The organism is Pseudomonas alliivorans (genome assembly GCF_017826695.1).
Lineage (GTDB): Bacteria > Pseudomonadota > Gammaproteobacteria > Pseudomonadales > Pseudomonadaceae > Aquipseudomonas > Aquipseudomonas alliivorans.
This window is the reverse complement of sequence record NZ_JAFFZW010000002.1, coordinates 711,878-736,611: the sequence shown is the minus strand read 5'-3', so window position 1 is coordinate 736,611 and position 24,734 is coordinate 711,878. Positions and strand designations below refer to the sequence as shown.

General features: G+C 59.1%; 18 protein-coding genes and 2 riboswitches. Of the genes, 13 read left to right on the top strand and 5 right to left on the bottom strand.

Annotated features, from left to right (window positions below):
- The first annotated feature begins 11 nt into the window (after nucleotides 1-11).
- The 8 genes from tssH (at nucleotide 12) to JTJ32_RS07810 (ending at nucleotide 12,642) form a co-directional block, all read left to right on the top strand.
- Complete coding sequence (tssH, locus tag JTJ32_RS07845; RefSeq protein WP_210041677.1) at nucleotides 12-2,630, top strand: type VI secretion system ATPase TssH; 2,619 nt, start codon at nucleotides 12-14, stop codon at nucleotides 2,628-2,630.
- 10 nt (nucleotides 2,631-2,640) lie between these two features.
- Complete coding sequence (locus tag JTJ32_RS07840) at nucleotides 2,641-4,161, top strand: sigma-54 interaction domain-containing protein (RefSeq protein ID WP_210041842.1); 1,521 nt, start codon at nucleotides 2,641-2,643, stop codon at nucleotides 4,159-4,161.
- 187 nt (nucleotides 4,162-4,348) lie between these two features.
- The gene (tagH, locus tag JTJ32_RS07835; protein ID WP_210041675.1) at nucleotides 4,349-5,506 is read left to right on the top strand and encodes a type VI secretion system-associated FHA domain protein TagH; all 1,158 of its coding nucleotides are present in this window, start codon (nucleotides 4,349-4,351) and stop codon (nucleotides 5,504-5,506) included.
- A 15-nt stretch (nucleotides 5,507-5,521) separates the two neighbouring features.
- Nucleotides 5,522-6,010: a type VI secretion system lipoprotein TssJ gene (gene tssJ, locus JTJ32_RS07830; RefSeq protein WP_408004587.1), complete on the top strand. Its 489-nt coding sequence runs from the start codon at nucleotides 5,522-5,524 to the stop codon at nucleotides 6,008-6,010.
- A 2-nt stretch (nucleotides 6,011-6,012) separates the two neighbouring features.
- Nucleotides 6,013-7,344: a type VI secretion system baseplate subunit TssK gene (gene tssK, locus JTJ32_RS07825; protein WP_184322541.1), complete on the top strand. Its 1,332-nt coding sequence runs from the start codon at nucleotides 6,013-6,015 to the stop codon at nucleotides 7,342-7,344.
- A gap of 17 nt (nucleotides 7,345-7,361) precedes the next feature.
- A complete protein-coding gene (gene icmH, locus JTJ32_RS07820) occupies nucleotides 7,362-8,237 on the top strand; it encodes a type IVB secretion system protein IcmH/DotU (RefSeq protein ID WP_236059215.1) in 876 nt (291 codons plus the stop codon).
- Nucleotides 8,234-11,740: a type VI secretion system membrane subunit TssM gene (tssM, locus tag JTJ32_RS07815; RefSeq protein WP_210041671.1), complete on the top strand. Its 3,507-nt coding sequence runs from the start codon at nucleotides 8,234-8,236 to the stop codon at nucleotides 11,738-11,740. The genes icmH and tssM overlap by 4 nt, the downstream gene beginning before the upstream one ends.
- A 32-nt stretch (nucleotides 11,741-11,772) precedes the next feature.
- Nucleotides 11,773-12,642 carry a serine/threonine-protein kinase gene (locus tag JTJ32_RS07810; protein WP_328823957.1) on the top strand — a complete coding sequence of 290 codons (870 nt, stop codon included), beginning with the start codon at nucleotides 11,773-11,775 and terminating at the stop codon, nucleotides 12,640-12,642.
- Nucleotides 12,643-12,757: 115 nt separating this feature from the next.
- On the opposite strand, the gene JTJ32_RS07805 is transcribed toward JTJ32_RS07810, so the two are convergent.
- Nucleotides 12,758-13,216 (bottom strand): metallophosphoesterase family protein, encoded by a 459-nt coding sequence (locus JTJ32_RS07805; protein WP_099227818.1) that lies wholly within the window; start codon nucleotides 13,214-13,216, stop codon nucleotides 12,758-12,760.
- A gap of 180 nt (nucleotides 13,217-13,396) precedes the next feature.
- Between JTJ32_RS07805 and JTJ32_RS07800 the strand changes: the two genes are divergently transcribed.
- Entirely contained in the window at nucleotides 13,397-14,563 is a 1,167-nt protein-coding gene (locus JTJ32_RS07800) for a DUF2314 domain-containing protein (protein WP_210041667.1), read from the top strand.
- Between the two features lie 98 nt (nucleotides 14,564-14,661).
- The gene (locus tag JTJ32_RS07795; protein WP_210041666.1) at nucleotides 14,662-15,501 is read left to right on the top strand and encodes a TauD/TfdA dioxygenase family protein; all 840 of its coding nucleotides are present in this window, start codon (nucleotides 14,662-14,664) and stop codon (nucleotides 15,499-15,501) included.
- 423 nt (nucleotides 15,502-15,924) lie between these two features.
- Here the strand turns inward: JTJ32_RS07795 and cobM are convergent, their stop codons facing one another.
- Genes cobM through JTJ32_RS07775 form a run of 4 tightly spaced genes read right to left on the bottom strand, consistent with a single transcriptional unit; the run spans nucleotide 15,925 to nucleotide 18,048 of the window.
- The gene (gene cobM, locus JTJ32_RS07790) at nucleotides 15,925-16,671 is read right to left on the bottom strand and encodes a precorrin-4 C(11)-methyltransferase (RefSeq protein WP_210041665.1); all 747 of its coding nucleotides are present in this window, start codon (nucleotides 16,669-16,671) and stop codon (nucleotides 15,925-15,927) included.
- 31 nt (nucleotides 16,672-16,702) lie between these two features.
- Nucleotides 16,703-17,152, bottom strand: coding sequence for a cobalamin biosynthesis protein (locus JTJ32_RS07785; RefSeq protein ID WP_210041664.1), 450 nt, complete (start codon nucleotides 17,150-17,152; stop codon nucleotides 16,703-16,705).
- A complete protein-coding gene (locus tag JTJ32_RS07780; RefSeq protein ID WP_210041663.1) occupies nucleotides 17,130-17,852 on the bottom strand; it encodes a CbtA family protein in 723 nt (240 codons plus the stop codon). The genes JTJ32_RS07785 and JTJ32_RS07780 overlap by 23 nt, the downstream gene beginning before the upstream one ends.
- A 10-nt stretch (nucleotides 17,853-17,862) precedes the next feature.
- Nucleotides 17,863-18,048 (bottom strand): CbtB domain-containing protein, encoded by a 186-nt coding sequence (locus JTJ32_RS07775; RefSeq protein ID WP_099227811.1) that lies wholly within the window; start codon nucleotides 18,046-18,048, stop codon nucleotides 17,863-17,865.
- A gap of 101 nt (nucleotides 18,049-18,149) precedes the next feature.
- Nucleotides 18,150-18,360, bottom strand: a riboswitch (cobalamin riboswitch).
- A gap of 58 nt (nucleotides 18,361-18,418) precedes the next feature.
- Nucleotides 18,419-18,641: riboswitch (cobalamin riboswitch) on the top strand.
- 110 nt (nucleotides 18,642-18,751) lie between these two features.
- Here JTJ32_RS07775 and cobW point away from each other — a divergent pair.
- From cobW to JTJ32_RS07760, 3 genes are read left to right on the top strand one after another with little or no spacing between them, the layout of a single operon-like run.
- On the top strand, nucleotides 18,752-19,861 hold the full coding sequence (gene cobW, locus JTJ32_RS07770; RefSeq protein WP_236059214.1) for a cobalamin biosynthesis protein CobW: 1,110 nt from the start codon (nucleotides 18,752-18,754) through the stop codon (nucleotides 19,859-19,861).
- A 3-nt stretch (nucleotides 19,862-19,864) separates the two neighbouring features.
- Nucleotides 19,865-23,629 carry a cobaltochelatase subunit CobN gene (cobN, locus tag JTJ32_RS07765; protein WP_210041662.1) on the top strand — a complete coding sequence of 1,255 codons (3,765 nt, stop codon included), beginning with the start codon at nucleotides 19,865-19,867 and terminating at the stop codon, nucleotides 23,627-23,629.
- Nucleotides 23,629-24,663, top strand: a complete 1,035-nt coding sequence (locus JTJ32_RS07760; RefSeq protein ID WP_210041661.1) for a magnesium chelatase ATPase subunit I — start codon at nucleotides 23,629-23,631, stop codon at nucleotides 24,661-24,663. Before cobN ends, JTJ32_RS07760 begins: the two co-directional genes overlap by 1 nt.
- The last annotated feature ends 71 nt before the right edge of the window (nucleotides 24,664-24,734 follow it).

Here is a 24,734-nt window from a genome sequence, read left to right as displayed (position 1 = left end):
GATAGATAGTCATGATCAATGTAGATCTGCAGCAACTGGTCAATGCACTGGACGCGCCCACCCGGATGAATCTGGAGAGCTGCGCAGCGCGTTGTGTAACGAGAGGAGGCAGCAGGATTCTTGTGGAGGATCTGCTGCTTGCCCTTCTGGAACGTCCGGACAGTCTTCTTTCCCGTGCGCTTTTGGATGCTGATGTCGACTCTGCGCATTTTGCGTCTTTGCTGCAGCCGGGTATGGAGCAAAGCGCCTCTCGCAATCCTGTATTTGCGCCGGAACTCGTGCAGTGGCTACAGGACGCGCTGCTCGTGGCCAATCTTGAACTGAGCCAAAGCCACATTGAACAGGCCGCACTCGTTCTTGCACTGTTGCGCAATCCGATTCGATACGCAGGCAGCCGCTATCAACCACTGCTGAGCAGGATCAATGCAGATCGCTTGAAGGATTTCTCTCTTGCCGAGCAGCATGATCCCGAAGGCCATTTGCCTGAACGGACAGATGAATCACTACTGAAACGCTTCACTCACAACCTGACACAGCGGGCGCGTGAGGGTCGGCTTGATCCCGTCCTTTGCCGGGATGAAGCGATTCGGCAGATGATTGACGTGCTCTCCCGAAGACGCAAGAACAATCCGATCGTGGTAGGCGAAGCCGGGGTCGGTAAAACCGCGATTGTCGAAGGCCTGGCGCTGAGAGTAGTCCAGGGTGAAGTGCCTGAGTCTCTCAAGGATGTTGAACTGCTGACACTGGATATGGGCCTGCTGCAGGCCGGGGCGAGCATCAAGGGTGAGTTCGAGCGTCGTCTGAACGGGGTGATCGAGGAGGTCAGGGCATCAGCGCGCAGCATCATCCTGTTTATCGACGAAGCCCACACTTTGATTGGCGCAGGAGGACAGCCAGGCGGTTCCGACGCTGCCAACCTGCTCAAGCCTGCGCTGGCCCGAGGTGAGCTTCGGACAATCGCAGCGACAACCTGGTCGGAGTACAAAAAGTATTTCGAGAAGGATCCGGCGCTGGCACGCCGTTTCCAGCCGGTTCGCCTGCTGGAGCCTACAGTGGAAGAGGCAATAGTCATTCTGCGTGGCCTTGCTGCGACCTATGAAAAAAGCCACGGTGTGTATCTGCGTGATGATGCTGTGGTCGCAGCGGCTCGGCTATCGGCGCGCTATCTCACCGGTCGGCAGCTACCGGACAAGGCGGTTGATCTGCTTGATACCGCCTGCGCCCGTGTTCGCATCAGCCTGGCAGCCGCGCCGCAACAATTGGAGCGCCTGCGTACCCGGTTCGCCGAGGACCAGCGTCAGCTCGACGCCTTGCGACGAGACTCACAGGCCGGGTTGGGTGTTGATGAACGGGCTCTGTTGACACTTGAGGAAAGCCTTCATGAACTCCGGAAGCGAAAAAGCGACGTTGAAACCTTATGGAACCAGCAACGCGCCAATGTCGAACAGTTACTCAATCTGCGTCAGCAGTTGTCCGAACTGCGCGAGAAGCGCGACCTGAAGGAAAAGACTGATATCGAGCATCCTCATCAATTGTGTGCGCTCATAGAGTCGCTGGAAACGGAGCTGACAGGTGTTCATAAAGCCCTGACCGAAGGTGAGGCAGCGGAGCGACTGGTCAGTTTTGAAGTGTGCCCTCGATTGATCGCCGAGGTGGTCAGCGGCTGGACCGGCATCCCGCTTTCACAGCTTGCACAGGAACACAGTTCGAAAGTTGCCGATTTCGCACAGGACCTGAAAAAACGTATTCGTGGCCAGGACCAGGCTGTTCATGTGCTTGACCGAGCGATGCGTGCCGCGGCGGCAGGCCTTAACAAGCCGGATGCTCCGGCCGGTGTCTATCTTCTGGCAGGCCCCAGTGGCGTGGGCAAGACCGAAACAGCCATTGCGCTGGCTGACTTGTTGTATGGCGGTGAGCGTTTTCTCACGGTCATCAACATGTCCGAATTTCAAGAGAAACATACGGTTTCCCGCCTGATAGGCGCGCCGCCCGGTTATGTCGGGTACGGAGAGGGTGGTCTGCTCACCGAGGCTGTTCGACAAAAGCCATATTCGGTCATTCTGCTGGATGAGGTGGAGAAGGCCGATCCCGATGTGATGAATCTGTTTTATCAAATATTTGATAAAGGCATTGCCAATGACGGTGAGGGTCGGGAAATCGACTTTCGCAACACGCTTATTCTTATGACGACCAATCTTGGAAGCGAACTCATTGCGACGTGTTGCCAGACAGATCAACGACCTGATGTCGAGCAACTCGAAGCACGCATTCGCCCGGTTCTGATCGCGCATTTCAAGCCTGCACTTCTGGCAAGGATGCAAGTCGTGCCGTACTACCCGATTTCTGGAGAGATACTGCGCGAACTGATCGAACTCAAGCTCATACGCCTGGGAGAACGGTTGAAAAGTCGAGGACTCACCTTCGCGTATTCAAAGTGTCTCGTTTCGTTCTTGCTTGAACGATGCTCGCAAGGCGATACGGGGGCGCGGTTTGTGGATCGCCTGCTGGACACCTGCCTCATTCCGTTGATTGCCAATCGTCTGCTCGGCGCCATGTCCGACGGTCAGGGCATTCAACGCGTTTACGCGACGCTGGATCCTGCCGGCCTCATTGTCTGTGAGTTCGATTGAGATGACGTCGATGTTTAACGCTGTCCAGAATCCGCTGGACTACGCGCATACGCTATGTTCGATCTACACCCGCCTGTCATGCGCTGGCGACAGTGAGTCGCTGCTCAACGGGTTTGCCCGGGCAGCCTGCCAGCTTGTCGGTTGTGAGCTGGCCCAGTTATTCCTCTTCGAAGCAGGCAATGAGCGGCTTGATCTGAAGGTGCAGGTGTTGAATGACATCATTCAGCCCGAAGCCGTCGCAGGTCATTATTCCGATTACAGTACGGAAAACCTGCTTCAGTTCGCTTTGTCTCAGAGCACGCCTGTCAGTGTGAATGAAGTGGACTCAGGCCTTTACGATACGAGCTTCCTGCCCTCAAGGCCGTCAGGCTGGAAGTCATTGTTGTGCGTGCGTCTAAGCACCAGAGATAACGTCACGACGGGGCTTCTGGTGTGCGCCAGCGAAGCAGCCAGATCACTCGAGTGCTTCGCGGCTTCATTGGAATCGCTGGGTTCTTTCGTACTTGCGCTGAAGGTTCTATTCGAGCGCCGCCATGCCCTCACGGGAATGCCGATACTGGAGTCCGGGTCCTCGAGTTACGGGCTGATCACCAAAAGCGAACCCATGCGTCAGACCTGTCAGCTGGTCGGCAAGGTTTTGCAAAGCGCTTACACCGTTCTGCTGACTGGCGAGACCGGGACGGGCAAGGAGGTCGTTGCCCGTGCCATCCATTCCTACGGACCCCGGCGCAAAAAAGCTTTTGTCGTGCAGAACTGCGCCGCGTTTCCCGAAAATCTTCTGGAAAGCGAGTTGTTCGGCTATCGAAAGGGGGCATTCACCGGCGCTGATCGCGATCGCCGCGGTCTTTTCGACATCGCGGATGGCGGCACGCTCCTGCTTGATGAAATAGGCGATATGCCCCTCGGACTCCAGGCAAAGCTTCTGCGAGTCTTGCAGGAAGGAGAAATACGTCCCCTGGGTTCAGACACGGTACGTAAAGTCGATGTGCGCATCATTGCTGCCACGCACAGGGATTTGCCAGCGCTGATAGCGCAAGGGCGTTTTCGCGAGGACCTTTATTACCGCCTCGCCCAGTTTCCCGTTTCGTTACCGCCGTTGCGGCATCGCGTGGAAGACATCGAACCGCTGGCCAGACAGTTTGCGTCCAGTGCCTGCATTTCGTTGCGACGTGAACCGGTACGGTGGTCGGAATCGGCACTGTCTTTTCTCTGTGACTATTCCTTCCCCGGCAATGTGCGGCAGTTGAAGGGGTTCGTCGAACGCGCTGTTCTGCTTAGCGAGGATGGACACCTGCTGCCGGAACACTTCCCTGTTGCAAGCGGTACCGAAGGTTCTTTTCACGGCGTGACGTTGCGTGAGCGCATGGAGCATTTCGAACGTGACGTATTGCTTGAATGCCTGCGTAAAAACAGTGGCAATCGAACGCTGACCGCGCGCAAGTTAGGTCTGTCACGACGCACATTGCTTTACCGGATGACGCGCCTGGATATAAACAGCGCCAGAAAGTGCTCCGCCAGGTGCCCCCAATAACCGGATCGTTAGTTTCATGGAGATACCTGATGAACTTCAGTCAGCGGAGGGCTGTTCTCTTTTTTTGTGCGCTATCGATTCTTCTGGTCGGGTGCAGTGGCCCATTGAAGTTCAGTGATAGTGAATATCGTGCCCTTGGGAATACGACGTCAAACAATCGCAATCGATGAATCAGAGAGATGTGTTGATGGAATTGGTGTTGGAAGTAATCAACCCGCCGGACCTCAAGGAGGGGTGCTCACCGTCGTGGCGCTTCAACCAGAGCGGCGGTGTTCTGGGACGCAGTCCAGAGTGTGAGTGGCGTATTGAAGATCAGGCGCTTTATGTGTCCAGGCAACATGCGCGTATCAGTCATGAAGACAACGTGTTCTACCTGACAGACATCAGTCGTAACGGCACTCTGCTTAATGGTGTTGAAACCCTTTATGCCGGCGAAAGGCGGTGCGTCAGGCATGGCGATACCTTTCGTATAGGGGACCTGGAATTGCGAGCTTGTCTGCTCGGCATCCGAAGCGAGCGGACCTGTCAAAAAGCGCAGTCATCTATTAACGGTCTCCCGGTTTTCGCTGAGCTCGATCCACTCGCTGTATGGCAGGCAGGTGATAAACGCCACTGTCGTTCCGATGAGCTTTCATCCTTGCTGGAAGAGCGGGTCGAGTTTCCAGGCATTGGTCGGTATTCATCCACAGATCGCGAACAGTTACGGTTGCCGGAGTTGATACCTGCACCCCTGCCGGCTGCCCAGCGTTATGCGAAGAGCGCTGACGAAATGACGGGTTTGTTCTGTCAGCGGCTTGCCGAAGCGCTCGATGTGGACCTGAGTGGCGTCGATTCGACAACGTGCGAGGCGTTGGCAATTGATGCAGCACGGCTGTTCAGACAGTGCATTGATGGTCTGGAGCACGGTTCATCGACTCGCAACGAGCTTGACTCTGAACTGGGGGGTTGCCGTCCGGCGTCAGGAACCGGCAGGGACCGACCTGTCGATTCACTGGATGCCAGCTCGATTATCCAGCTGCTTTTGCACCATCAGTCCGGGCAAGCGTCCCGAATGATTACTCAATCATTTCGCGCTTCCCAGTCCCATCAGGTTGCCCTTCTCGCAGGTTGCCGGGCCATGGCGCGCTCGGCTCTGGAGCATTTCTCCCCGCAACGGCTGCATTGGCAGTTTGAGCATGAAGACAAGTCCTGGCTACGGACCGCAGGCAGTCGATGGCGCGCTTATGTTCACCACCACCGGACCCTTGCTCAGGACGATCAATGGACTATGGGACTGTGGAACCGGGATTTTCTAAAGGCTTACGACGAACAGATCCGCCTGATCAACACCCTTTACCCGAACTGACTGAGAAAAACCTGAATGCCTATGTATTACGCCAGGCCAGTGATGCTGGCCATGTTCATGTTGCTGGGCGGCTGCTCGGCGCTGTCGCCTTATTCCACGCAGACGCGGCTGGAGATCAGCCTTACCGGGAGTGATCGACTCAATCCGGACCTCAACGGCCGACCTTCACCAACGGTGCTGCGCCTTATGGAGTTGAAGCATCCCGCAACGTTCCAGAGTGTGGATTTCTTTTCCCTCTACGACCGGGCCAAGGACGTGCTCGCTCAGGATCTGGTCGCGACGGAGGAACTGGAGTTGCGCCCCGGCGATCGCGTCGACCTGAAGCTCAAGCTTGAGCCTGGCAGTGCTTACGTCGGAGTGCTGGCTGCGTATCGCGATCTTCCCGAGGCGCGATGGCGCTATGTGATCCAGCTGACGCCCGAGGCGCTGACGCGGGCCGAATTCACGCTTGATGAAGCCGGTTTGCATCGCAGTGACGAAACCGTTTCAAGGGCAGGGAGCTAAGCATGAACGCTCACAAGGTTATCTGGCAGGAAGGCATGCTGCTGCGCCCTCAGCACTTTCAACACAATGATCGATACCACGACCAACAGATGAGGTTGTGCACGCAACTGACTGGCATACACATGTGGGGCTTTAAAACGGTTGAAATCAATCAACAGTTTTTAGGCTCGGGTCAGATTGTTATCAATCGGGCATCAGGTGTACTGCCGGACGGCACCTTTTTCGATTTGGGCGACAGGGATAAACCATTGGCATTGGAGATACCTCCAAACACGGCCAACACCGCAGTTTATCTGGCATTGCCGCTGGTGACGGGTAATTGCATCGAGGCACGCAGTGCCGACCAGCCGGAGGTGGTTGCCCGATTTACCACCTACGCCACCGCAATCGCCGATTCCAATGCCGGAGAAGATACCCGAACCGAAATACTCTGCGCCCGGCCCGAATTTCAATTGCTGCTGGGGGACCAGAAGACCGAGCACGCTTACGTAAAGCTCAAGGTGTGCCAGGTACTGGTCAGCACGCCTGACAATGCCGTCAGGCTCGACGATGGGTTCGTTCCTTCTTTCATCAATGCAGGCGGGTCGCCTTATCTGATGTCGTGTTTGAAGGAAGTCGTGAGCCTGCTTGGGAACAGAGGCAACGCCATCGCCGGACGAATCCGCTCCAACGGTCAGGCAGGCAGCGCCGAGGTCGGTGATTTCATGATGTTGCAGTTGATCAATCGAACGGAGCTGGTGCTTCAGCACTACCTGACCCAGCAGGACGTTCACCCCGAGCCGCTTTATCGTTCGCTTTTGGCATTGCTGGGCGAACTGTCGACCTTTGGTGCTGAAAGCAAGCGTCCGCTGCTGGACGGCCAGTATCAGCACAGCGATCAGGGTACGACGTTCAGAAAAGTGATGTTCGCGATTCGACAGGTCCTGTCGATGGTCCTTGAGCAGCACGCCATTGAACTGGAGCTGCAAGTGCGTCAGTACGGCGTGCTGGTTTCTCCGCGCGTGGATCGACAATTGCTGGGCTCAGCCTCGTTTGTGCTCGCAGCCCGGGCGCAATGCGATGCTGAAGAGCTGCGTCACCGGTTGCCTTCTCACCTGAAGGTCGGCTCGGTCGAAAGCATCCGCGAGCTGGTCAGTCTGCATCTGCCGGGCATGCGTCTCAGACCCTTGCCCGTAGCTCCGCGTCAGATCCCGTTCCATTCGAACCGAACCTATTTCAGTCTGGAACTCAGCGAGCAGGAGCAGGCGCAAGTGGATACGTCTGGCGGATTTGCCTTCCATGTTTCAGGCGATTTTGCAGGTCTTGAGCTGCAATTCTGGGCGGTCAGAAACTGATGGCAAAGGTAGTGGATATGCAAGACCACAATGAAAATCCTACCCGACTGCACGGGCAGCGCTCAGGTGATCACACTCACGAGCGGCTCACGTGTTCGGCCGGATTCCATCCGTTCGAAAGCCTTCAGGAACGGTTGACCTACAGTGCCCGACTGGCACCTGAAAAGCGTATGGACGTTCACATCAACCCCTTGATCGCTGCTGCAAGTGACCTGCTGCGGCACCTTTCAAGGCTAGCCGCTGCACCGGATGAAGAAGACATTCGTCCGTTGAACAGAACGCTGATCGGGCAAGTGAAACTGTTCGAGGCCCATGCCCATCATCACGCGATAGAACACGACCAGATGCTGGCGGCACGCTATGTGTTGTGCACGGTGCTCGACGAGGCTGTCCTGATCACCGCATGGGGCAGCGCCAGTAATTGGTCGACCATGAGTCTGCTGAGTCATTTCCATCAGGAGACGTTTGGCGGCGAGAAGTTTTTCCAATTGCTGGACAGACTGGGCAGTAATCCGGCCAGGCACCTGCACATGCTGGAACTGATGTACCTCTGTCTGGCTCTGGGGTTCAAGGGCAAGTACCGCGTCTCGCAACGGGGTGATGACGGACTGGACGATATTCGCGACGGCCTCTATCGGCAGATACGCCAGTTGCGAGGAGAGGTACCTATGACGCTTTCGCCGCATTGGCGTGGCTCGCAAGAGGACGCTTCGGAGCCGCCGCGGCTCGTGCCGTCCTGGCTGGTGATCATGTTCACACTGATGACAATGGCGGTGATGTATTCGGGGTTCGCCTGGGTGTTGGGCAAGCAGCGCGAGACGGTCCTCAGGCCTTATCAGTTCATTGATTCAGGGGCGCTTCAGCGCCAGTCGCACAACCGAGAGACCCGATGAAGACATTATTGAAAAAGTTGTTCTCCGTGCTGGGAAAAACCTGGGTCTGGTCGTTATTGCTGGTGCTCGTCATGAGCGCTCTGGTCTGGCTATTCGGGCCTTTGTTCGCGGTCGCCGAACACAGGTTTCTGGACAGCGCGACTTCGCGCCTGCTGGTTGCCATTGTGCTGTTGCTCGCCTGGGGGCTGGCAATGGTCTTCGTCGGTTGGCGAACGGGTAAAGGCGACGAAAAAAAACAGGGCAGCGACACCGAAAGGGAGCAGATGCACCAACGCATCGCAATTGACAAGGAACGTCAGGAGCTGACCCGCCGGTTCAAGGACGCCGTAAGGCTGATCAGGCGTTCGAGTCTTTACGACGGGCACGGCGATTCCGGGCGCCTGGAATTACCCTGGTACCTGATGATCGGCCCGCAAGGCAGTGGCAAGACCAGTCTGCTGGACTTTTCCGGGCTCGACTTCCCCCTCAACAAGGTTCAGCGCAAGCTCACGCGCGATACCAGCAGCACAAGCTATTGTGATTGGTATCTCACTGATCAGGCGGTGATCATGGACACCGCTGGCCGTTATCTGAGCCAGACGCAGACAGAAGTAGACAGCAGCGCATGGCGCACGCTGTTGTCATTGTTACGTGACAGACGCCGCGTGCGTCCTCTCAGTGGCGTGATGGTCACGTTACCCGTGGAGCTGTTGATCGACGACCCGTCGAATCGACTCGAGTCATTGGCCGAAACCGTTCGAACTCGTCTGGACGAGGTTCGTCGTCAACTGAGCATTGAGGTTCCCGTTTATCTCGTGCTGACCAAGGCTGACGCTATAGAGGGCTTCGATGAGTTCTTCGACCATTTGTCTCGTGAGGAAAGCCGGCAGGTACTGGGTTCCACGTTCGGCAAGGACGAGCGGGGCAGCGACGTTGATGTTGTCGGCAAGGCATTCGAATCGTTGTTGAAAAGGCTGGGCAGTCAAGTCATCACGCGGCTTCATCAGGAGCGCGACATTCAGCGACGTGGCCGAATGCTGGAGTTTCCTGATCAATTGGGACGCATCGGCAATAGTCTGAACATCTTCGTCGAGCTGGCCTTTTCGGGCAATCGTTACCAGCGTGCCAGCCATCTGCGCGGTTTTTACCTCACCCGTGCGCCTCACATGATTGATCAGGCTAGCCCGCTGCAAGAGCAGGCGGTTGGCGATCAGGACAGCAGTGGTCTGCCGTTACGACATGCCGGGCGCCCGCGATTCATCCATGACCTATTGGCACGGGTCATATTCCCGGAGTCCAGGCTGGCGATGCTCGACAAAAACGTGCGTCGACAGCTGGGTTGGAGACAACGTGCGATTCTTGGCAGCGCGTTCCTTGTGGTCGCGATGGCCGGTCTGGTGTGGGCGACCGGATTCAACGCCAACCACGACCGACTTGAAGCACTTCGTCTGGCCGCGCAACCGTTGGCCAGGCAGCACTTGCAGATAGGGCCACAGGATGACGTTTTGACGGTGCTTGATGCTCTGAACACTCATTACCAGTCCACGCGGGTGTTTCCCGATACAGCGGGGCTGTCCGTCTACGAGCGCAATGGCTTGTATCAAGGGCAGGCTGTCAACGAGGCGCTGCTGGCCAGTTACCATGCGCAATTGCAGCAATTGTTGTTACCTCGTCTGGCAGGCTTGCTCGAAGCACAGATGCAGGCTGCTGCACACGACCGCGAGCAGTTGTTGGGCAGTTTGCGCGCCTATCTGATGTTGACCCATCAGGAGCACCGGGATCGTGTCTGGCTGCGGGAATGGATCGCCGCTGACTGGTCGATACGCTATGCCGCTCATGCCCAGGCACGGCGTCAATTGAATGAGCATGTGCAACGTTTGCTGGATCTGCCGTTTGTCTATTCCGGCAACGCCGAGCTGGTGGCGCAGACTCGCCAGGTCTTGCGCAACGAGTCTCTGGCCAGTGTGGTTTATCGGGTACTGCGTGATAAGGCGCGCAGTCTTCCCGAATACAGCCTGGCGCAACGAATCGGTCCGCAACGGATGCTGCTGGCAGGCACCGACTATCGTATTCCGGGCTTTTACACACGTCATGGCTATCAGCAATATTTTGTGGTTCAGGGCTCGACAGTGGTCAGCGAAATTCTCAAGGACAACTGGGTGCTGGGCGAGAGCGCTGCGCTTGGTACTGCCGACTTGCGCCGGTTGATGATCGAACTGGAGCAGCTTTATTTCCGCGATTACGCCAATCACTGGTCCGAAGCTGTCGATCGGGCATCGTTGCAGCCGTTTGAAGGACCAAGGCAGGGGGCGTTGCAAATGGCCGGTCTGAGCGCCGCCAACTCGCCACTGGTGCAGTTGCTGGTTGAAATCCGGGACAACACCCGCTTTCCGACGGTGGCCGAAAGCCTCGACACACCGCCCGTCCCGGACAAGGCCGGTGCTGTGGGCAAAATCGCTTCAGCCATTGGCGGGCACGTACAGCAAGCGATAACCGAGGGCCTGCCCGACGCTGCGAAGAAGACGCTGCAACGTCGCTTCGATCCGTTGCATCGACTCCTGGATGAAGAAAATGCGCCCGGTGCTGACCTGATCTCCCTGTTCAGTGCGCTGGATGACGTTCAACTGCAAATGGCGGCGCTGGGCCGCTCTGGCCAGCCTGAACTGGCTGCATTCGAGATGGCCCGCAGCCGTATGGGCGGGCAGCGCGATGCGTTGAGCAGTCTGCGTAATACGGCTGCATCGCTGCCGCAGCCTGTGGCCGGATGGTTCAATGGATTGGCGGAAGATGTCTGGAGCCACGTCCTGCATCAGTCGTATCAGTACGTCAATCAGCGTTACAAGGATGAGTTGTACAGTTTCTATGGTCAGGCGCTCGACAAGCGTTATCCGTTTCACGCCCACAGCAGCAGCGATGTTGCGCTCAGCGATTTTCGCGAGTTTTTCAAATCTCAGGGGCTCGCTGATCGCTTCTTCAACAGCTACCTGAAACCTTTTGTCAGCGGCGAGCCAGGCCACTATCGCTTACGCAGCATCGACGGCTACAGCCTGCCGATGAGCCGGGCGTATCTTGATCAGATGTCTGCGGTGTACGCCATTCGCGACAGCTTTTTCGCGGAAAGCGCTCAGGAACCAAGGGTCCGGTTCAAGCTTGAGCCTTACACACTTGATCCGAATGTCAGCCGCGCCGAGTTTCGCCTGGGCAACCAGTCTATGGAGTATCGCCATGGGCCCATCGTACCCGTTGCTTTCACATGGCCGACCGAGATCGAGGGTGGCCGGGCCAGTTTGATCATGGACCGTATGGCCGGTCGCCCGATGGGCATCGAGAAGAATACTGGCCCCTGGTCACTGTTCCGCCTGCTGGACCTGATGCAGACCGAACCACTCAAGGGACGTGATGTTATGGTGTTGAAAGCCGATGTGGGCGGGATGCGGGCCAACTATCTGCTGCTGGGGCAGCGTTCTCCGAACCCCTTCGATATGTCGGTGTTACGAAGCTTGCGTATGCCAGCACAGCTTTGAACGTCCGGAAGGCGCAAGACAGGTTTCCCGATGTGCTCTCAGGCCGCTACAAAGTCGAGCGTCTGCTTGGCGCCGGCGGCATGGGAGTCGTCTATCAGGGCCGCGACCTGCTGCACGAGTTGATGGGCGAGCCTGATCCCTGCATCGCGATCAAGGTGCTCAACGATGATCTGGCGACGGCGAAGGACGCCGATGCACTGCTTTACAGCGAGTTTGCCCTGACACGGCACCTTCATCATCCGCATGTGGTTCGTCCTTTTGCGTTTGGCGTGGACGCCGATCGGCATCAAGCTTTTATGACGCTTGAATTCATGCGCGGTGTGCGCCTTGATCGACTCCTCAAGGCGCACACCGCAGGATTACCCTGGGAGCAGGCAAGAGGAATGGCGATAGCGCTGCTGGATGCCGTGGCACATGCTCACGAGAAAGGCGTACTGCATGGGGACGTGAAACCGGAAAATGTCATGCTCACTGAGCAAGGACTGCGACTTTTCGACTTTGGTCTCGGGCAGCCCGTCGATAGGGTTCTCAGCGGACTGCCGCAGATGAATCGACACTCCTTGCAGCCCTGGACGCCCCGTTATGTTGCGCCCGAGGTGCGTGATGGCGGCCCGCTCACAATGCAAGCCGATGTTTACGCCGTTGCACGAGTGCTTTACGAAATGGTCGCAGGAAGGAAAGCACTGGCTGATGCCGGTGACCTCCAATCCTGCCCGGTACGCGGCGCTTCATCGCTACTAAAACCCGAAGGTCTTCCGTCCGCATGTTGGTCTGAATTACGTGTGGCGCTGATGACTGATATTCGAGACAGAAAAATAAGCGCTCGCCAGATGCTTAACGCTTATAAGCGCGCGTCGAAGCGGCGGTTTTGGCGATGGGGTCAGGCAATGGTCAGCGATTAACGAACCGCGACGACCAGCGTCAATCCGTAGATCACACTTCATCAACCCTAAGGGATGTTTCAGGCAATGGTTGATGGCACATGATGTGTAGCGCCGATTCATGTAGCGAACCCACTTACTCAAGCAGTTGCACCAGATGTGGCTCCAGTGAAGACGCCTGCACATCAAGCAACACCAGCGTCACCGGCAATTTGAAACGACGCCGTCCCGCACTGCCGGGGTTGATGTAGAGCCGCTCCCCGCGCCATTCAATAAGTGGCTTGTGCGAATGCCCGGTGACCACCAGCCGCGTGTGCTCATCAAGCAGGGCGGGCACGTCGGCGATGTCGTGGACCAGCAATACCTGCCAGCCACCCAGTTCGAAAAGCAGATGGTCAGCGATGTCGTTCGCCCACGGCGAACCCACGTCGTTGTTGCCACGCACGATGTGCAGCGGGGCGATGGCCTTGAGCTGCTCGACGATCTCTGCGCTGCCAATGTCTCCGGCGTGGATGATCTGCTCGCAGCCTTGCAGGGCTTCCATGGCTTCTGGACGCAGCAAACCGTGGGTGTCGGAAATAATGCCGATTTTCATGAGGGCCTCGCAGCGATGTTGAGTGGGTTATGACCGTGAGAATTGATGGGTGTGCCTGCTGGAAAGTGGGTCTTGAAGAAAATAGTCTCGGGGTCACGGAACGCGGATGCTGCGAGTTGCGTCTGAGACGAGTTTGAGTTTTTCCACACGTATTAGCCGCTTAAAGGAATGACCCTTCGTATGACGGAACAGATTATTTATGGCGTCGAAGGCGAGAGCGCCGACTTCAAGGCTGCTGTAGCCAGTGCGCATCGCACGTTCAAGTTCTTCTGGAGAGAGCTGTCGTGGGAGCAGCGGCGCATCGTCAAGGCGCTGGACATGGCGGCGGTCAAGGTCTCGTTTGCGACCGATTCGACTGATTCGGACGGCCCTTCGGTCGAGAACATGTGGGTGACCGATATTGGGTTCGACGGCCACACACTTACCGGTGTGTTGATGAATGAGCCTCGCTGGGTCAACCAACTGAGTGCGGGCGATCCGGTGTCGGTGCCGCTGGCGCACGTGAACGACTGGATGTACGTGTGTGGCGGTCGGGTCTATGGAGGCTTCACGATCGACGCGCTGAGAGCCGGCATGTCAACCGGAGAAAGGGCCGCGCATGATCAGGCGTGGGGGCTGGATTTTGGCGAGGCAGGGCGGGTGGCTCTGGTTCCTCCGGCCAATGGCAAGGCACCGGTGCTGTTCAACCGCCCGCTGAATGGCCGTGCAGACGGTAAGGCTCTGGACAAGCTGGAGCGCACCGAGCATCCGATGGCGTTGAACGTTCAGAGCACAGTAGAGCAGGGCCTTCGCGACGATCCTTCTTTGATTTCTGATTACGACGATGGCGGATGGCAGTTGTTGCATCACGAGGCGCTCGCCGGAAACTGCAACTTTGTCATCACGCTGCTTTACATGGGCGCAGACGCTGCCGCGCTCAACAGCCAAGGTGAAAGTGCCTTGATACTGGCCAGACGTGCCGGATGGCCAAGGCTCGTCGAGTTACTGGAAAGTGAAAGCCCGAACCTGCAACGGGCGATGCAGTATTCAGGCTTCTCGCTGTGGCCGATTGGACTGGGGATGGTCGCGGTCGCTCTGGGCGGTCTGTATTTTGTGGCCTTCAAGCCGTTGATGGATGTCTGGGCTGGCGTGCGTGCAGAGGCTCCGGACAAGTGGCTATTCACAGCGCTGTTCATGCTGCTCGGGTATGGCCTGGTGTCCTGCACCGGTCCCTGGTATTTCCGACTCCGGGAGCGTACGCCGATGTGGGGCAAGTCCCGTGCAATGGACGTGATTGCTCTGATGGGCTGGCTTGCGATTGGCTTTGTTCTTCAAGAGGCATTGGCCGATTACCTGAGCAGACGCTGAACCCCGCTGTATCGCCTGGCAAAACTTATAACTCCTGGCTGTTGCGCACTGCTCATCAAAAGCGTACCGTAAGGTTCACTTATGAAGAGCGTCGCATCATGTTAGCCACTTCGAAAACGTGTCTGCTTCACGAGCCGATCAAACCTGTCATCGGCACCCGGATTCTCAACACCAAACACGAACTGTTGAGCGGCGAGCTTGCGGACGGGATCCGCGCTTTGCTGGAACAGCGGGGTGTGCTGATTTTCCCGCGAATCGGTTTCAGCGATGCCGAGCAGATTGCGTTCACCCGAACGCTGGGCACGTTTTCGGCAGAAGCCAGCGACGGTCAGAATGTCACCAAAATCACGCTGGACGCCAGGGTGAACCCGGCGGGTGCCGAGTTTCTGAAGGGGTCGCTGTATTGGCACATCGACGGCACCAGCAGCGATGTGCCCATCCTGGCTTCGCTTCTGGCCTGCAAGGTGAAGGCAAGCTGGGGCGGCAACACCGGGTTTTGCAATACGTATGCGGCCTATGAGGCACTGTCTGCGGCGGACAAGCTGCGCTACGCCAGCATGCGTGTCGTGCACGCGCCCTGGTCATCGCTGTTTTACTACAATCCAGAGCCGAGTCTGACGACGCTCAAGCTCATGCAGGCCATCGGTGAGAAAGAACTGCCGCTGGTGTGGAAGCATCGCTCGGGTCGTAAATCGCTGATTCTGGGCTGCACGGCGCAGCAGGTAGCCGGTGTCAGCCGGGCCGAGAGCGCACGGATTCTGGTCGAGTTGCGTGAGTGGGCGACGGGCGAATCGTTCAGCTACAGCCACGAATGGCAGGTGGGTGATCTGGTGGTCTGGGACAACACGGGCACCATGCATCGTGCCGAGGCGTATGACCCGGAGTGCGGGCGCCTGATGCATCGCACCAAGCTGGAAGGGGAGGAGCCTTTTGAATGAGCCCTGGTGCGATGTTGTTCGAAAATAAACTCATGTGTACATTTACGCATTGACTCACACCATGCGTTCACATGTTCGCGACATTCGAGCACTTATGCTCGGTCAGTCATTGGTGTAACGGGCCGTTATCAGTCGGCTGGAGGAAAGACCTATGCGCGGATCCATGCGCGGGACCAGGGAACCCATCGCGGGTGTGTTCGTTTTGCTGTTGCTGGCTGCCGGAGGTTGGGCGGCACAAGAGCCGTTTCCCCACTTTGGAAGCAATATCACGCCTGATTCGCAGATAAGTGAAAAGGTCCGTACACAGCCGGTTCAGTCGAGCGCAGCTTGCGCCGGATAATCTGCGTCGTTTCAGTAGCGCCGGTGCCACGCCGGACTATGCCCACGCCGTTGTCGGCACCCGCTGTCTGCCGAGCCCTGTCGCTAAGGTCTGAACAGGTGCGCATGGCCTGCCCGATACAGCGATGACTCGCTGAACGTATCGTTTGCCAATACACGTCCTACCAGTATCAACGCGGTGCGCCGGAAACCTTTGGCCTGCACCTTTTCTTCTATGTCTGCCAGGGTGCCTTGCACCCAGTCCTGATCCGGCCAACTGGCGCGATGCACCACGGCAATCGGGCAGTCCTCGCAGTAATGCGGTAGGAGGTCTTCGATGATCCGGTGCAGATTGTTGACACCCAGATGAATCGCCATGGTGGCCCGATGCTGCGCAAGGCTGGCCAGTTCTTCGCCGGGCGGCATTGAAGTCTTGTCGGCGTAACGGGTCAGGATCACGCTTTGCGAGATGTCGGGCAGGGTCAGTTCTGTGCCGAGCAACGCTGCACAGGCGGCCGTTGCAGTAACGCCGGGGATGATTTCAAAGGGAATGCCCAGTTCGCGCAAATACCGGATCTGTTCGCCGATGGCGCCATACAGGCTCGGATCACCTGAGTGCACGCGTGCAACGTCCTGACCCTGGGCATGAGCGGTCTTGATCAGGTCGATGATCTGTTCCAGGTGCAGCTCGGCGCTGTTGACCACCTGAGCGGCCTGATTGCCCTCCAGCACTGCGACGGGCACCAGTGAGCCTGCGTATAGGATGACCGGGCAACTGCGGATCAGGCGCTGGCCCTTGACGGTGATCAGCTCCGGGTCGCCGGGGCCTGCGCCGATGAAAAAAACGGTCAAGGAAATCTCCTGAATTGAGTCAATGCCGCGATTATCCGCCTGTAGCAGGGCTGGTTGCCAAGGCAAATGTAGCGTGGGTGTTTTTCTGGCGTTCGATCACCAGCCCGGCGGTGCCATCACCCAGTTGCGCCGCAAGCGCCAGCGCCGAACCTTCAGCGACGCCGTGGCATCCGGTGTGTTGCAGGACATTCGCCGAACGATGCGTAAGGTGCAGATCCCAATACACCAGCTGCGCCGCATTGAAGAACACCAAAGGAACGGCCAGTTGCTGCGCCAATTCCAGCAGGCCGGGCTCTTCGCTTTTCAGGTCGATGGAGGCCAGCGCCGTGATATCGGCCATGCCCAGTCCATGCGCCTTGAGGTGTTGCTCCAGCAGTTCATGCAACTGCAGGGCAGAGCAACCGCGCCGACACCCCACGCCCGCGACGATGACAGACGCGGGCAGGGTGATCGTCTGCTCAGGCCGGGTGTGGTTCGGCATGCTGCAGATCGACGTTGTTGCGACGGAACAGCCAAGCGCTGATCATGCCCAATGCCACCCAGAACACGGCATTGGTCAGCAGCGAGGCCACGATGAATTGCGATTCCAGCGCCTCGGGCGCAAGGCGCTCGTGAACCAGCGGCTGTGGCGCGCCGATCACATGCGGTGCAACCAGAATGGCGATGCCCAGCACTTTGAGCAGCAGATTCTGACTGAAAACCAGCAGCGCGAGACCCGCAGCGGTGGAGGCTGCGGTGCCGATCCACCAGAGCTGGCGCTGACCGAGCTCGGCGGCTGCAGTGCCCGGCAGCTCCGGTGGCAGGCCCAGCGTCGGGGCCAGCACGAACACGGCGAAACCGGCCAGTCCCCAGCCGGCACCCTGAAGCGGGCTGCCCGGTGCGCGCAAGGTATAAAGCCCGGCGAGCATCAGTGCGAATCCTACTGCGACCACCAGATTGCCTCCGGTGGTGGACAGCACGCGCTGCCACCCGTCTTCCGGCTCCCAGGCGGCTTCGTCATGTTCATGACTGTGCTCGGCCGCAACGCCGCTGGCCTGTTCATGCACGTGTTCGGCAGGGGCGTTTTCGTAGGTTTCGGCCTGCTGGATCAACGGGACGACCCAGAAGCTTTGCAACAGCGTCAGCAACAGCGCGGCGAGCAGGCCGGTGAAACCTGCGGTGTAGGCGATTCGCTTGAACATTGTGTTGTCCTCAATGACAAGGGAAGGCGGCGCTGTGACGGGTATCGTGTGCCGCGTTGTGCACGGCGGCAATGTGCGAGAAACCGGCAAAGTACACCAGGCACGCGCCCAGCAGGGCGGCGCTGATGGCTGCGGTGAGACGTTGCGTGCGAGTGGAGCTGGCTGTGGCCGGATGGCTGCTGCTGATGGTCGTCATGGCGTTCCCTCTGAGTCGTTGGGCAAAAAGCGGGCCATGCGCACAGATACCCGCTGACGAACGTCAGAGGCTTCAACGGCGCCCGCCCACCGCGGGTGTGTCATTTGCAAACGTAGCGGGCCGGTCTCCGGGCTCGCGAGGGGACGAGACAACACTGTATCTCCTTCGAAGTCACCTTCCCATGCCGGAGCACAGTGGATCTGACTTCCTCTCGCTTACCGTTGCGGGGGCAGCACCGGACTTGCTCAACGATCTGAGCGCACCGGTTTCCCGTTTCACCCCGTGAGGGGCACCCGTAACAAGGCGCACAGGAGACCACGCGTGACGGGGGATCGTCAATCTCAGCGATTGACCTGCCAGCGGTCACTGCGTAGCCTTGCCGGTTCGAGGTTCTTCGCTTGCAGCCCAGTGCTCAAGCGTAGCTAAGACGGGAATGCGGTCGATGCCGCAGCTGCCCCCGCAACTGTAATCGGTCATGTTCGTCGCACAGCCACTGCCCCGGCGGGAAGGCGCGATGAATGCGTATCGCAAGGCTTGAAAGCCTGCAATGCGCTGCCGTAAGCCAGGAGACCTGCCTCGACCCGGGCCAAGGCCTGCGAATTCTCACTACAACCGGGCGGGGTGATCCGGTGGCGATCTGATCCGTGTGTGTCGCACGCGGTTCTCGTCCTGTCTGCCCGCCGCATTGCCACAAGGGCATCTGATGAAAACACTGGCCAAGCTTCCCGTCACCATCGTCACCGGCTTTCTGGGCTCGGGTAAAACCACCCTGTTGCGTCACATGCTCGATAACGCCGAAGGGCGTCGCATCGCTGTGATCGTCAACGAGTTCGGCGAGTTGGGTATCGACGGCGAAATCCTCAAGCAGTGCACCATTGGCTGTACCGAAGAAGAGGCCAACGGGCGTGTCTATGAGCTGGCCAACGGCTGCCTGTGCTGCACGGTTCAGGAAGAGTTCTTCCCGGTGATGCGCGAACTGGTGGCTCGTCGCGGCGATCTGGATCACATCCTGATCGAGACCAGCGGCCTGGCGCTGCCAAAGCCTCTGGTTCAGGCTTTCCAATGGCCGGAAATCCGTAACGCCTGCACCGTCGATGCGGTCATCACCGTGGTCGACAGTCCGGCGGTATTGGCCGGTACGTTTGCAGCCTTCCCGGACCAGGTCGATGCCCAGCGCAAGCTGGACCCGAATCTGGATCATGAGTCGCCCCTGCACGAATTGTTTGCCGACCAATTGGCCAGCGCCGATCTGGTCATCCTCAACAAGGCCGACATGATCGACGCTGAAGGGTTGGCTGCGGTTCGCGCCGAAGTCGCTGAAGAACTGCCGCCCGCCGTCAAGGTGATCGAGGCCAGCAGTGGTCGTCTGCCGATCAGCGTGTTGCTGGGCGTCGGTGCCGAATCGGAAGTCCACATCGACGGTCGCAAGACCCATCATGATCATCATGACGGTGAAGACGATGATCACGACCACGACGCGTTTGACTCGATCTCCATCAAACTGCCTCAGGCCGAAGAGGCTTTACTGCTCAATGCATTGAACCAACTGGTCGTGCAGCACGGCATTCTGCGCGTCAAAGGTTTTGCCGCGATTCCCGGCAAGCCGATGCGCCTGCTGATTCAGGGCGTGGGCACACGTTTTGATAAGCACTTTGACCGTGCATGGCGTGCGGACGAAGAGCGCATCACTAATCTGGTGTTGATTGGCCAGGAACTGGATGCCGCTGCGCTTGAAGCCCAGCTCAACAGCTTGCTGGAAGAAGAGGTTTATAAAGGGCTGGAAGCAAAACTTCTTGAGATGAGCAAGGACTGATCCATGCACCTGCTGAGAACCCAGCCCGGCGGTTTCGTACCCGACGACAGCATCGCTGACCTGGGGCAGACCCCGGCCGATCTGGTGATTCTCTGCAGCGGCGATTCGAGCCTGGCGCTGCTGGCCGAAGCGGCCCGGCAGATGCCGGATGATTATCCCAGCCTGCGTCTGGCCAACCCGATGCAGATACAGAACCACGCCTCGGTCGACCTATATGTCGATGAGGTACTGCGTCACGCCAAAGTGATTGTGCTTTCTCTGCACGGCGGCATTGGTTACTGGCGTTACGGCGTCGAGCGGCTGATGGAACTGGCTGCGCAAGGCGTCACGGTGATTATGGTGCCGGGGTGTGACCGGCACGATCCGGAACTGATCGACCTGAGCACCGTTGCTGCGACCGACTGCAACCGCCTGTGGCAGTTCCTGCGTCAGGGCGGTCTACAGAATGCGCTGGACCTTTATAGCTGCATCGCCAGCACCTGGCTCGGTCACGACTACGCCTGGGCCGAGCCTCAGCCGTTGCCACGTACCGCTGTTTATCATCCGAAGCGGGCAACTGCCGGACTGGCCGGCTGGCAGGCCGATTGGCTGAGTGACCAGCCTGTGGCTGCGCTGCTGTTTTATCGTTCGCACTTGCAGGCCGCCAACACCGGCTTCATCGACGACTTCTGCGCGCGACTGCAGGCACAGGGCCTCAACCCTTTGCCGATCGCCGTCGCCAGCCTCAAGGAGGCTGGCTGCTTCACGCAGGTAGAAGACTGGCTGGATGAGGCCGGAGTTGAGCTGATCCTCAACACCACCGGCTTTGCCCAGTCGAGTCCGGAAGCGCCGCACCTGCGACCGTTCCGACGCGACGTGCCGGTCATTCAGGCCATCTGTGCGCAGGACAACGAGCCTGCATGGCAGGCCAGCGAGCAGGGCCTGGGCGCGCGCGATCTGGCGATGCACATCGCGCTGCCGGAACTGGACGGGCGCATCATCAGCCGTCCCATCAGCTTCAAGGACCTGGCGTGGCGCAGTGAGCGCAGTCAGTCCGATGTGGTCTGCTACCGGGCTCATCCCGAGCGTATGGATTTCGTCGCGCAACTGGCGCGGCGCTGGATTCTGCTGGCGCGGCTGCCCAATGGCGACAAGCGTGTCGCGCTGATTCTGGCCAACTATCCCACTCGCGACGGTCGTATCGGCAACGGCGTCGGGCTGGACACGCCGGCTGCCGCACTGAATATCCTGCGCGCCATGCAGGCTGAGGGTTATCCGGTGTCTGAGCTGCCTGACAGCGGCACCGAGCTGATTCACCAACTGCTTGGCGGCGTGACCAACGATCTGGACAGCATCGATCAGCGTCCGTGTCAGCAGAGCATGGCGCTGGATGAATATCTGGACGCGTTCAATGCGCTGCCGCAGGCCAATCGTGATGCGGTGAACGCCCGCTGGGGCGCGCCGGACGCCGATCCGATGTTCCGTAGCGGCCGGATGATGATCGCAGGCCTGCGCTTCGGTCTGACCTTTGTCGGCATTCAGCCTGCACGCGGCTATCAGGTCGATCAGAGCGCGGTCTATCACGACCCGGATCTGGTGCCGCCGCATGGCTATCTCGCTTTCTACTTCTGGCTGCGCAAGGCCTACGGCGCGCATGCGGTGGTGCATGTCGGCAAACACGGCAACCTGGAGTGGCTGCCCGGCAAGGGTGTAGGCCTGTCGGAGAACTGCTGGCCGGATGCGGTGCTGGGTCCGATGCCGAATATCTATCCGTTTATCGTCAACGATCCGGGCGAGGGTGCGCAGGCCAAGCGTCGTACGCAGGCCGTGATCATCGACCACCTGATGCCGCCCCTGACCCGCGCCGAAACCTACGGCCCGCTGCGCAATCTGGAATTGCTGGCCGACGAATATTACGAAGCACAGTTGCTCGACCCGCGCCGCGCCCGCGAGCTGCAGCGCGATATCCTGAAGCTGGTCCGCGAAACGCAGATCGACCGGGAACTGGCGCTGGATGAAGCGACCGACTGTGATGCAGACGTTGCAGTCTGGTTGCCGCGTCTGGACACCTATCTGTGTGATTTGAAGGAATCGCAGATCCGCGATGGTCTGCATATCTTTGGCCAGTCACCTGAAGGTCGCTTGCGCACCGACACGTTGCTGGCGCTGTTGCGTATTCCCCGTGGCGACGGCCGCGGAGCCCAGTCGAGCCTGTTGCGGGCGTTGAGCAAGGCATTCGATCTGGGCTTCGATCCGCTGGATTGCGAGCTTGCCGAGCCTTGGCAGGGGCCGCGACCAACCGAACTGCTGGCACTGAGTGCCGACCCGTGGCGCACGGCTGGCGATGCGCGTGAGCGTCTTGAGCTCTACGCCGCCGTCTTGATCGAACGCATTACGCAAGGTCGAGACGTGACGGATTTGCCGGAGCATGCCGATCTGGCGCTGATCCTCGACAGCCTGCGGGAAATGGTCGCCCCACGCCTTGACGCCTGTGGTCCCGGAGAAATGCAGGGCATGCTGGATGCGCTGAGCGGTCGCTTTGTGCCTGCCGGGCCCAGCGGTGCGCCGAGTCGCGGGCGGCTGGATGTATTGCCCACCGGGCGCAATTTCTTCAGCGTGGACGTACGCAACCTGCCAACGACCACGGCGTGGCGGATCGGCTTCCAGTCGGCAAACCTGCTGCTGGAGCGCCATCTTCAGGACCACGGCGATCATTTGCGGCAACTGGGCCTCTCGGTCTGGGGCACAGCGACCATGCGCACAGGCGGCGACGACATTGCGCAGGCCATGGCGCTGATGGGTGTGCGTCCTGTCTGGGCGACGGGCAGTCAGCGCGTCGATGACTTCGAGATTCTGCCGGTCAGCCTGCTGGACCGCCCGCGAGTGGACGTGACCTTGCGGGTTTCCGGCTTCTTTCGCGATGCCTTTGCCAACCTGATTCGTCTGTTCGACGCAGCCGTGCAAGCTGTTGCGGCGCTGGACGAACCGGATGACCTGAACCCGATTGCCGCCCGTGTGCGCGAAGAACGGGCAAATTTTATCGCTGAAGGTCTGAGCGAGGACGAAGCCGCGCGTCAGGCCGGCTGGCGCATCTTCGGTGCCAAGCCAGGCGCCTATGGCGCAGGCGTCCAAGGCGCTATCGATGGTCGCTTGTGGCAAAGCCGCGAGGACCTGGCCGAGGTTTATCTGAATTGGGGCGGTTATGCCTATGGCGGTTCAGATGAAGGCACACCTGCCCGGCAGCGTTTCGCTCAGCGTCTTTCTCAGGTGCAGGCGGTGGTGCAGAACCAGGACAACCGCGAGCACGATCTGCTCGATTCCAACGATTACTACCAGTTTCAAGGTGGCATGCTCGCCGCCGCTGAAACCCTCAGCGGCCAGAAAACGGCCAGCTACCATGGTGATCACAGCCAGCCGGACCTGCCGAAAATCCGCACCTTGAAGGAAGAGTTGAACCGTGTGATCCGTTCGCGGGCAGCGAATCCCAAGTGGATCGAGGGCGTCAAACGCCACGGCTACAAAGGCGCGTTCGAAATGGCGGCCACCGTGGACTTCCTGTTCGCATTCGACGCGACGACTGAGCTGATCGATGATCACCAATACGCACTGCTGGCCGATGCCTATCTGCTCGACCCGTCGACTCGTGAATTCATTGAACAGCACAACCCCGATGCCTTGCGTGACATGACCGAGCGCATGCTCGAGGCTCAGCAGCGCGGCCTCTGGCAGGTGCCGGGCGATTATCAACAAGCCCTGGAAGACCTGCTGCTGGATATGGAAGAGAAGTGATGACCCTGTCTGATTCAAACCTTGCCGAAACGCCGCATTTTCCGCTCGCCGCCGTCGTGGGTGCCGATGACCTGAAGCTGGCGCTGTGCCTGACTGCCATTGATCCGCGTATTGGTGGCGTGTTGATCGAAGGTCCACGAGGCATGGCCAAATCGACCCTGGCGCGCGGACTGGCTGATCTGCTCGCCAGCGGGCAGTTCGTGACTCTGCCATTGGGTGCGACCGAAGAACGGTTGGTCGGCACGCTGGATCTCGATGCCGCGCTGTCCGAAAGCCGCGCGCGATTCTCGCCAGGTGTGCTGGCCAAGGCCGATGGCGGCGTGCTGTATGTCGATGAGGTCAACCTGCTGGCTGATCATCTGGTCGACCTGCTGCTGGATGTCGCTGCCAGCGGTGTCAATCTGGTGGAGCGTGATGGCATCTCCCATCGTCATGCGGCCCGTTTCGTGTTGATCGGCACCATGAACCCGGAAGAGGGTGAACTGCGTCCGCAATTGCTGGACCGTTTCGGCCTCAACGTCGCCCTGAGCGGACAGGTGCTGCCTGCCGAGCGTAGCCAGATCATCCGCAGGCGTCTGGATTTCGATGCCGATCCGTACGCTTTCGGTGCTCAATGGCAATCCGGGCAGAACGCGCTGAAACAGCGTTGTGAGCAGGCCCGTTCGCGGCTGGCTGGCATTGAACTGGATGACACGTCGCTGGCGCTGATTACCGAACGCTGCTTTGCGGCGGGTGTGGACGGTATGCGTGCCGATCTGGTCTGGCTGCGCGCCGCACGGGCACATGCGGCCTGGCGTGGCGCGGGGCAGATCGAAGAACAGGACATTGATGCCGTGGCCGAGTTTGCCTTGCGTCATCGCCGTCGCGAACAGTCGCCACCACCACAATCGCCGGAAACACCGGAAACGCCACCTTCCGGTGTGTCCGAAAAACAGGACACCCAAGGCGGGCAGGGCAGTTGGGGTGAGCTACCGGCTCAGGCAGTGCCTACCGGAGCACGCCGCGAAGTGCCGAGCTGGCCAAAAAAGCCTTAGGCATCCGTCCCCATCGCTCAAAGGGGGCGGGTGCCGTTCCCCGGCCGGGCCGACTTGCTTCGGGCAGAACC

Bases quoted from the DNA above. Each gene is read 5' to 3' on its own strand.
- tssH (WP_210041677.1), top strand. From the start codon at position 12: ATGATCAATGTAGATCTGCAGCAACTGGTCAATGCACTGGACGCGCCC.
- JTJ32_RS07840 (WP_210041842.1), top strand. From the start codon at position 2,641: ATGTTTAACGCTGTCCAGAATCCGCTGGACTACGCGCATACGCTATGT.
- tagH (WP_210041675.1), top strand. From the start codon at position 4,349: ATGGAATTGGTGTTGGAAGTAATCAACCCGCCGGACCTCAAGGAGGGG.
- tssJ (WP_408004587.1), top strand. From the start codon at position 5,522: ATGCCTATGTATTACGCCAGGCCAGTGATGCTGGCCATGTTCATGTTG.
- tssK (WP_184322541.1), top strand. From the start codon at position 6,013: ATGAACGCTCACAAGGTTATCTGGCAGGAAGGCATGCTGCTGCGCCCT.
- icmH (WP_236059215.1), top strand. From the start codon at position 7,362: ATGCAAGACCACAATGAAAATCCTACCCGACTGCACGGGCAGCGCTCA.
- tssM (WP_210041671.1), top strand. From the start codon at position 8,234: ATGAAGACATTATTGAAAAAGTTGTTCTCCGTGCTGGGAAAAACCTGG.
- JTJ32_RS07805 (WP_099227818.1), bottom strand. From the start codon at position 13,216: ATGAAAATCGGCATTATTTCCGACACCCACGGTTTGCTGCGTCCAGAA.
- JTJ32_RS07800 (WP_210041667.1), top strand. From the start codon at position 13,397: ATGACGGAACAGATTATTTATGGCGTCGAAGGCGAGAGCGCCGACTTC.
- JTJ32_RS07795 (WP_210041666.1), top strand. From the start codon at position 14,662: ATGTTAGCCACTTCGAAAACGTGTCTGCTTCACGAGCCGATCAAACCT.
- JTJ32_RS07785 (WP_210041664.1), bottom strand. From the start codon at position 17,152: ATGCCGAACCACACCCGGCCTGAGCAGACGATCACCCTGCCCGCGTCT.
- JTJ32_RS07780 (WP_210041663.1), bottom strand. From the start codon at position 17,852: ATGTTCAAGCGAATCGCCTACACCGCAGGTTTCACCGGCCTGCTCGCC.
- JTJ32_RS07775 (WP_099227811.1), bottom strand. From the start codon at position 18,048: ATGACGACCATCAGCAGCAGCCATCCGGCCACAGCCAGCTCCACTCGC.
- cobW (WP_236059214.1), top strand. From the start codon at position 18,752: ATGAAAACACTGGCCAAGCTTCCCGTCACCATCGTCACCGGCTTTCTG.
- cobN (WP_210041662.1), top strand. From the start codon at position 19,865: ATGCACCTGCTGAGAACCCAGCCCGGCGGTTTCGTACCCGACGACAGC.
- JTJ32_RS07760 (WP_210041661.1), top strand. From the start codon at position 23,629: ATGACCCTGTCTGATTCAAACCTTGCCGAAACGCCGCATTTTCCGCTC.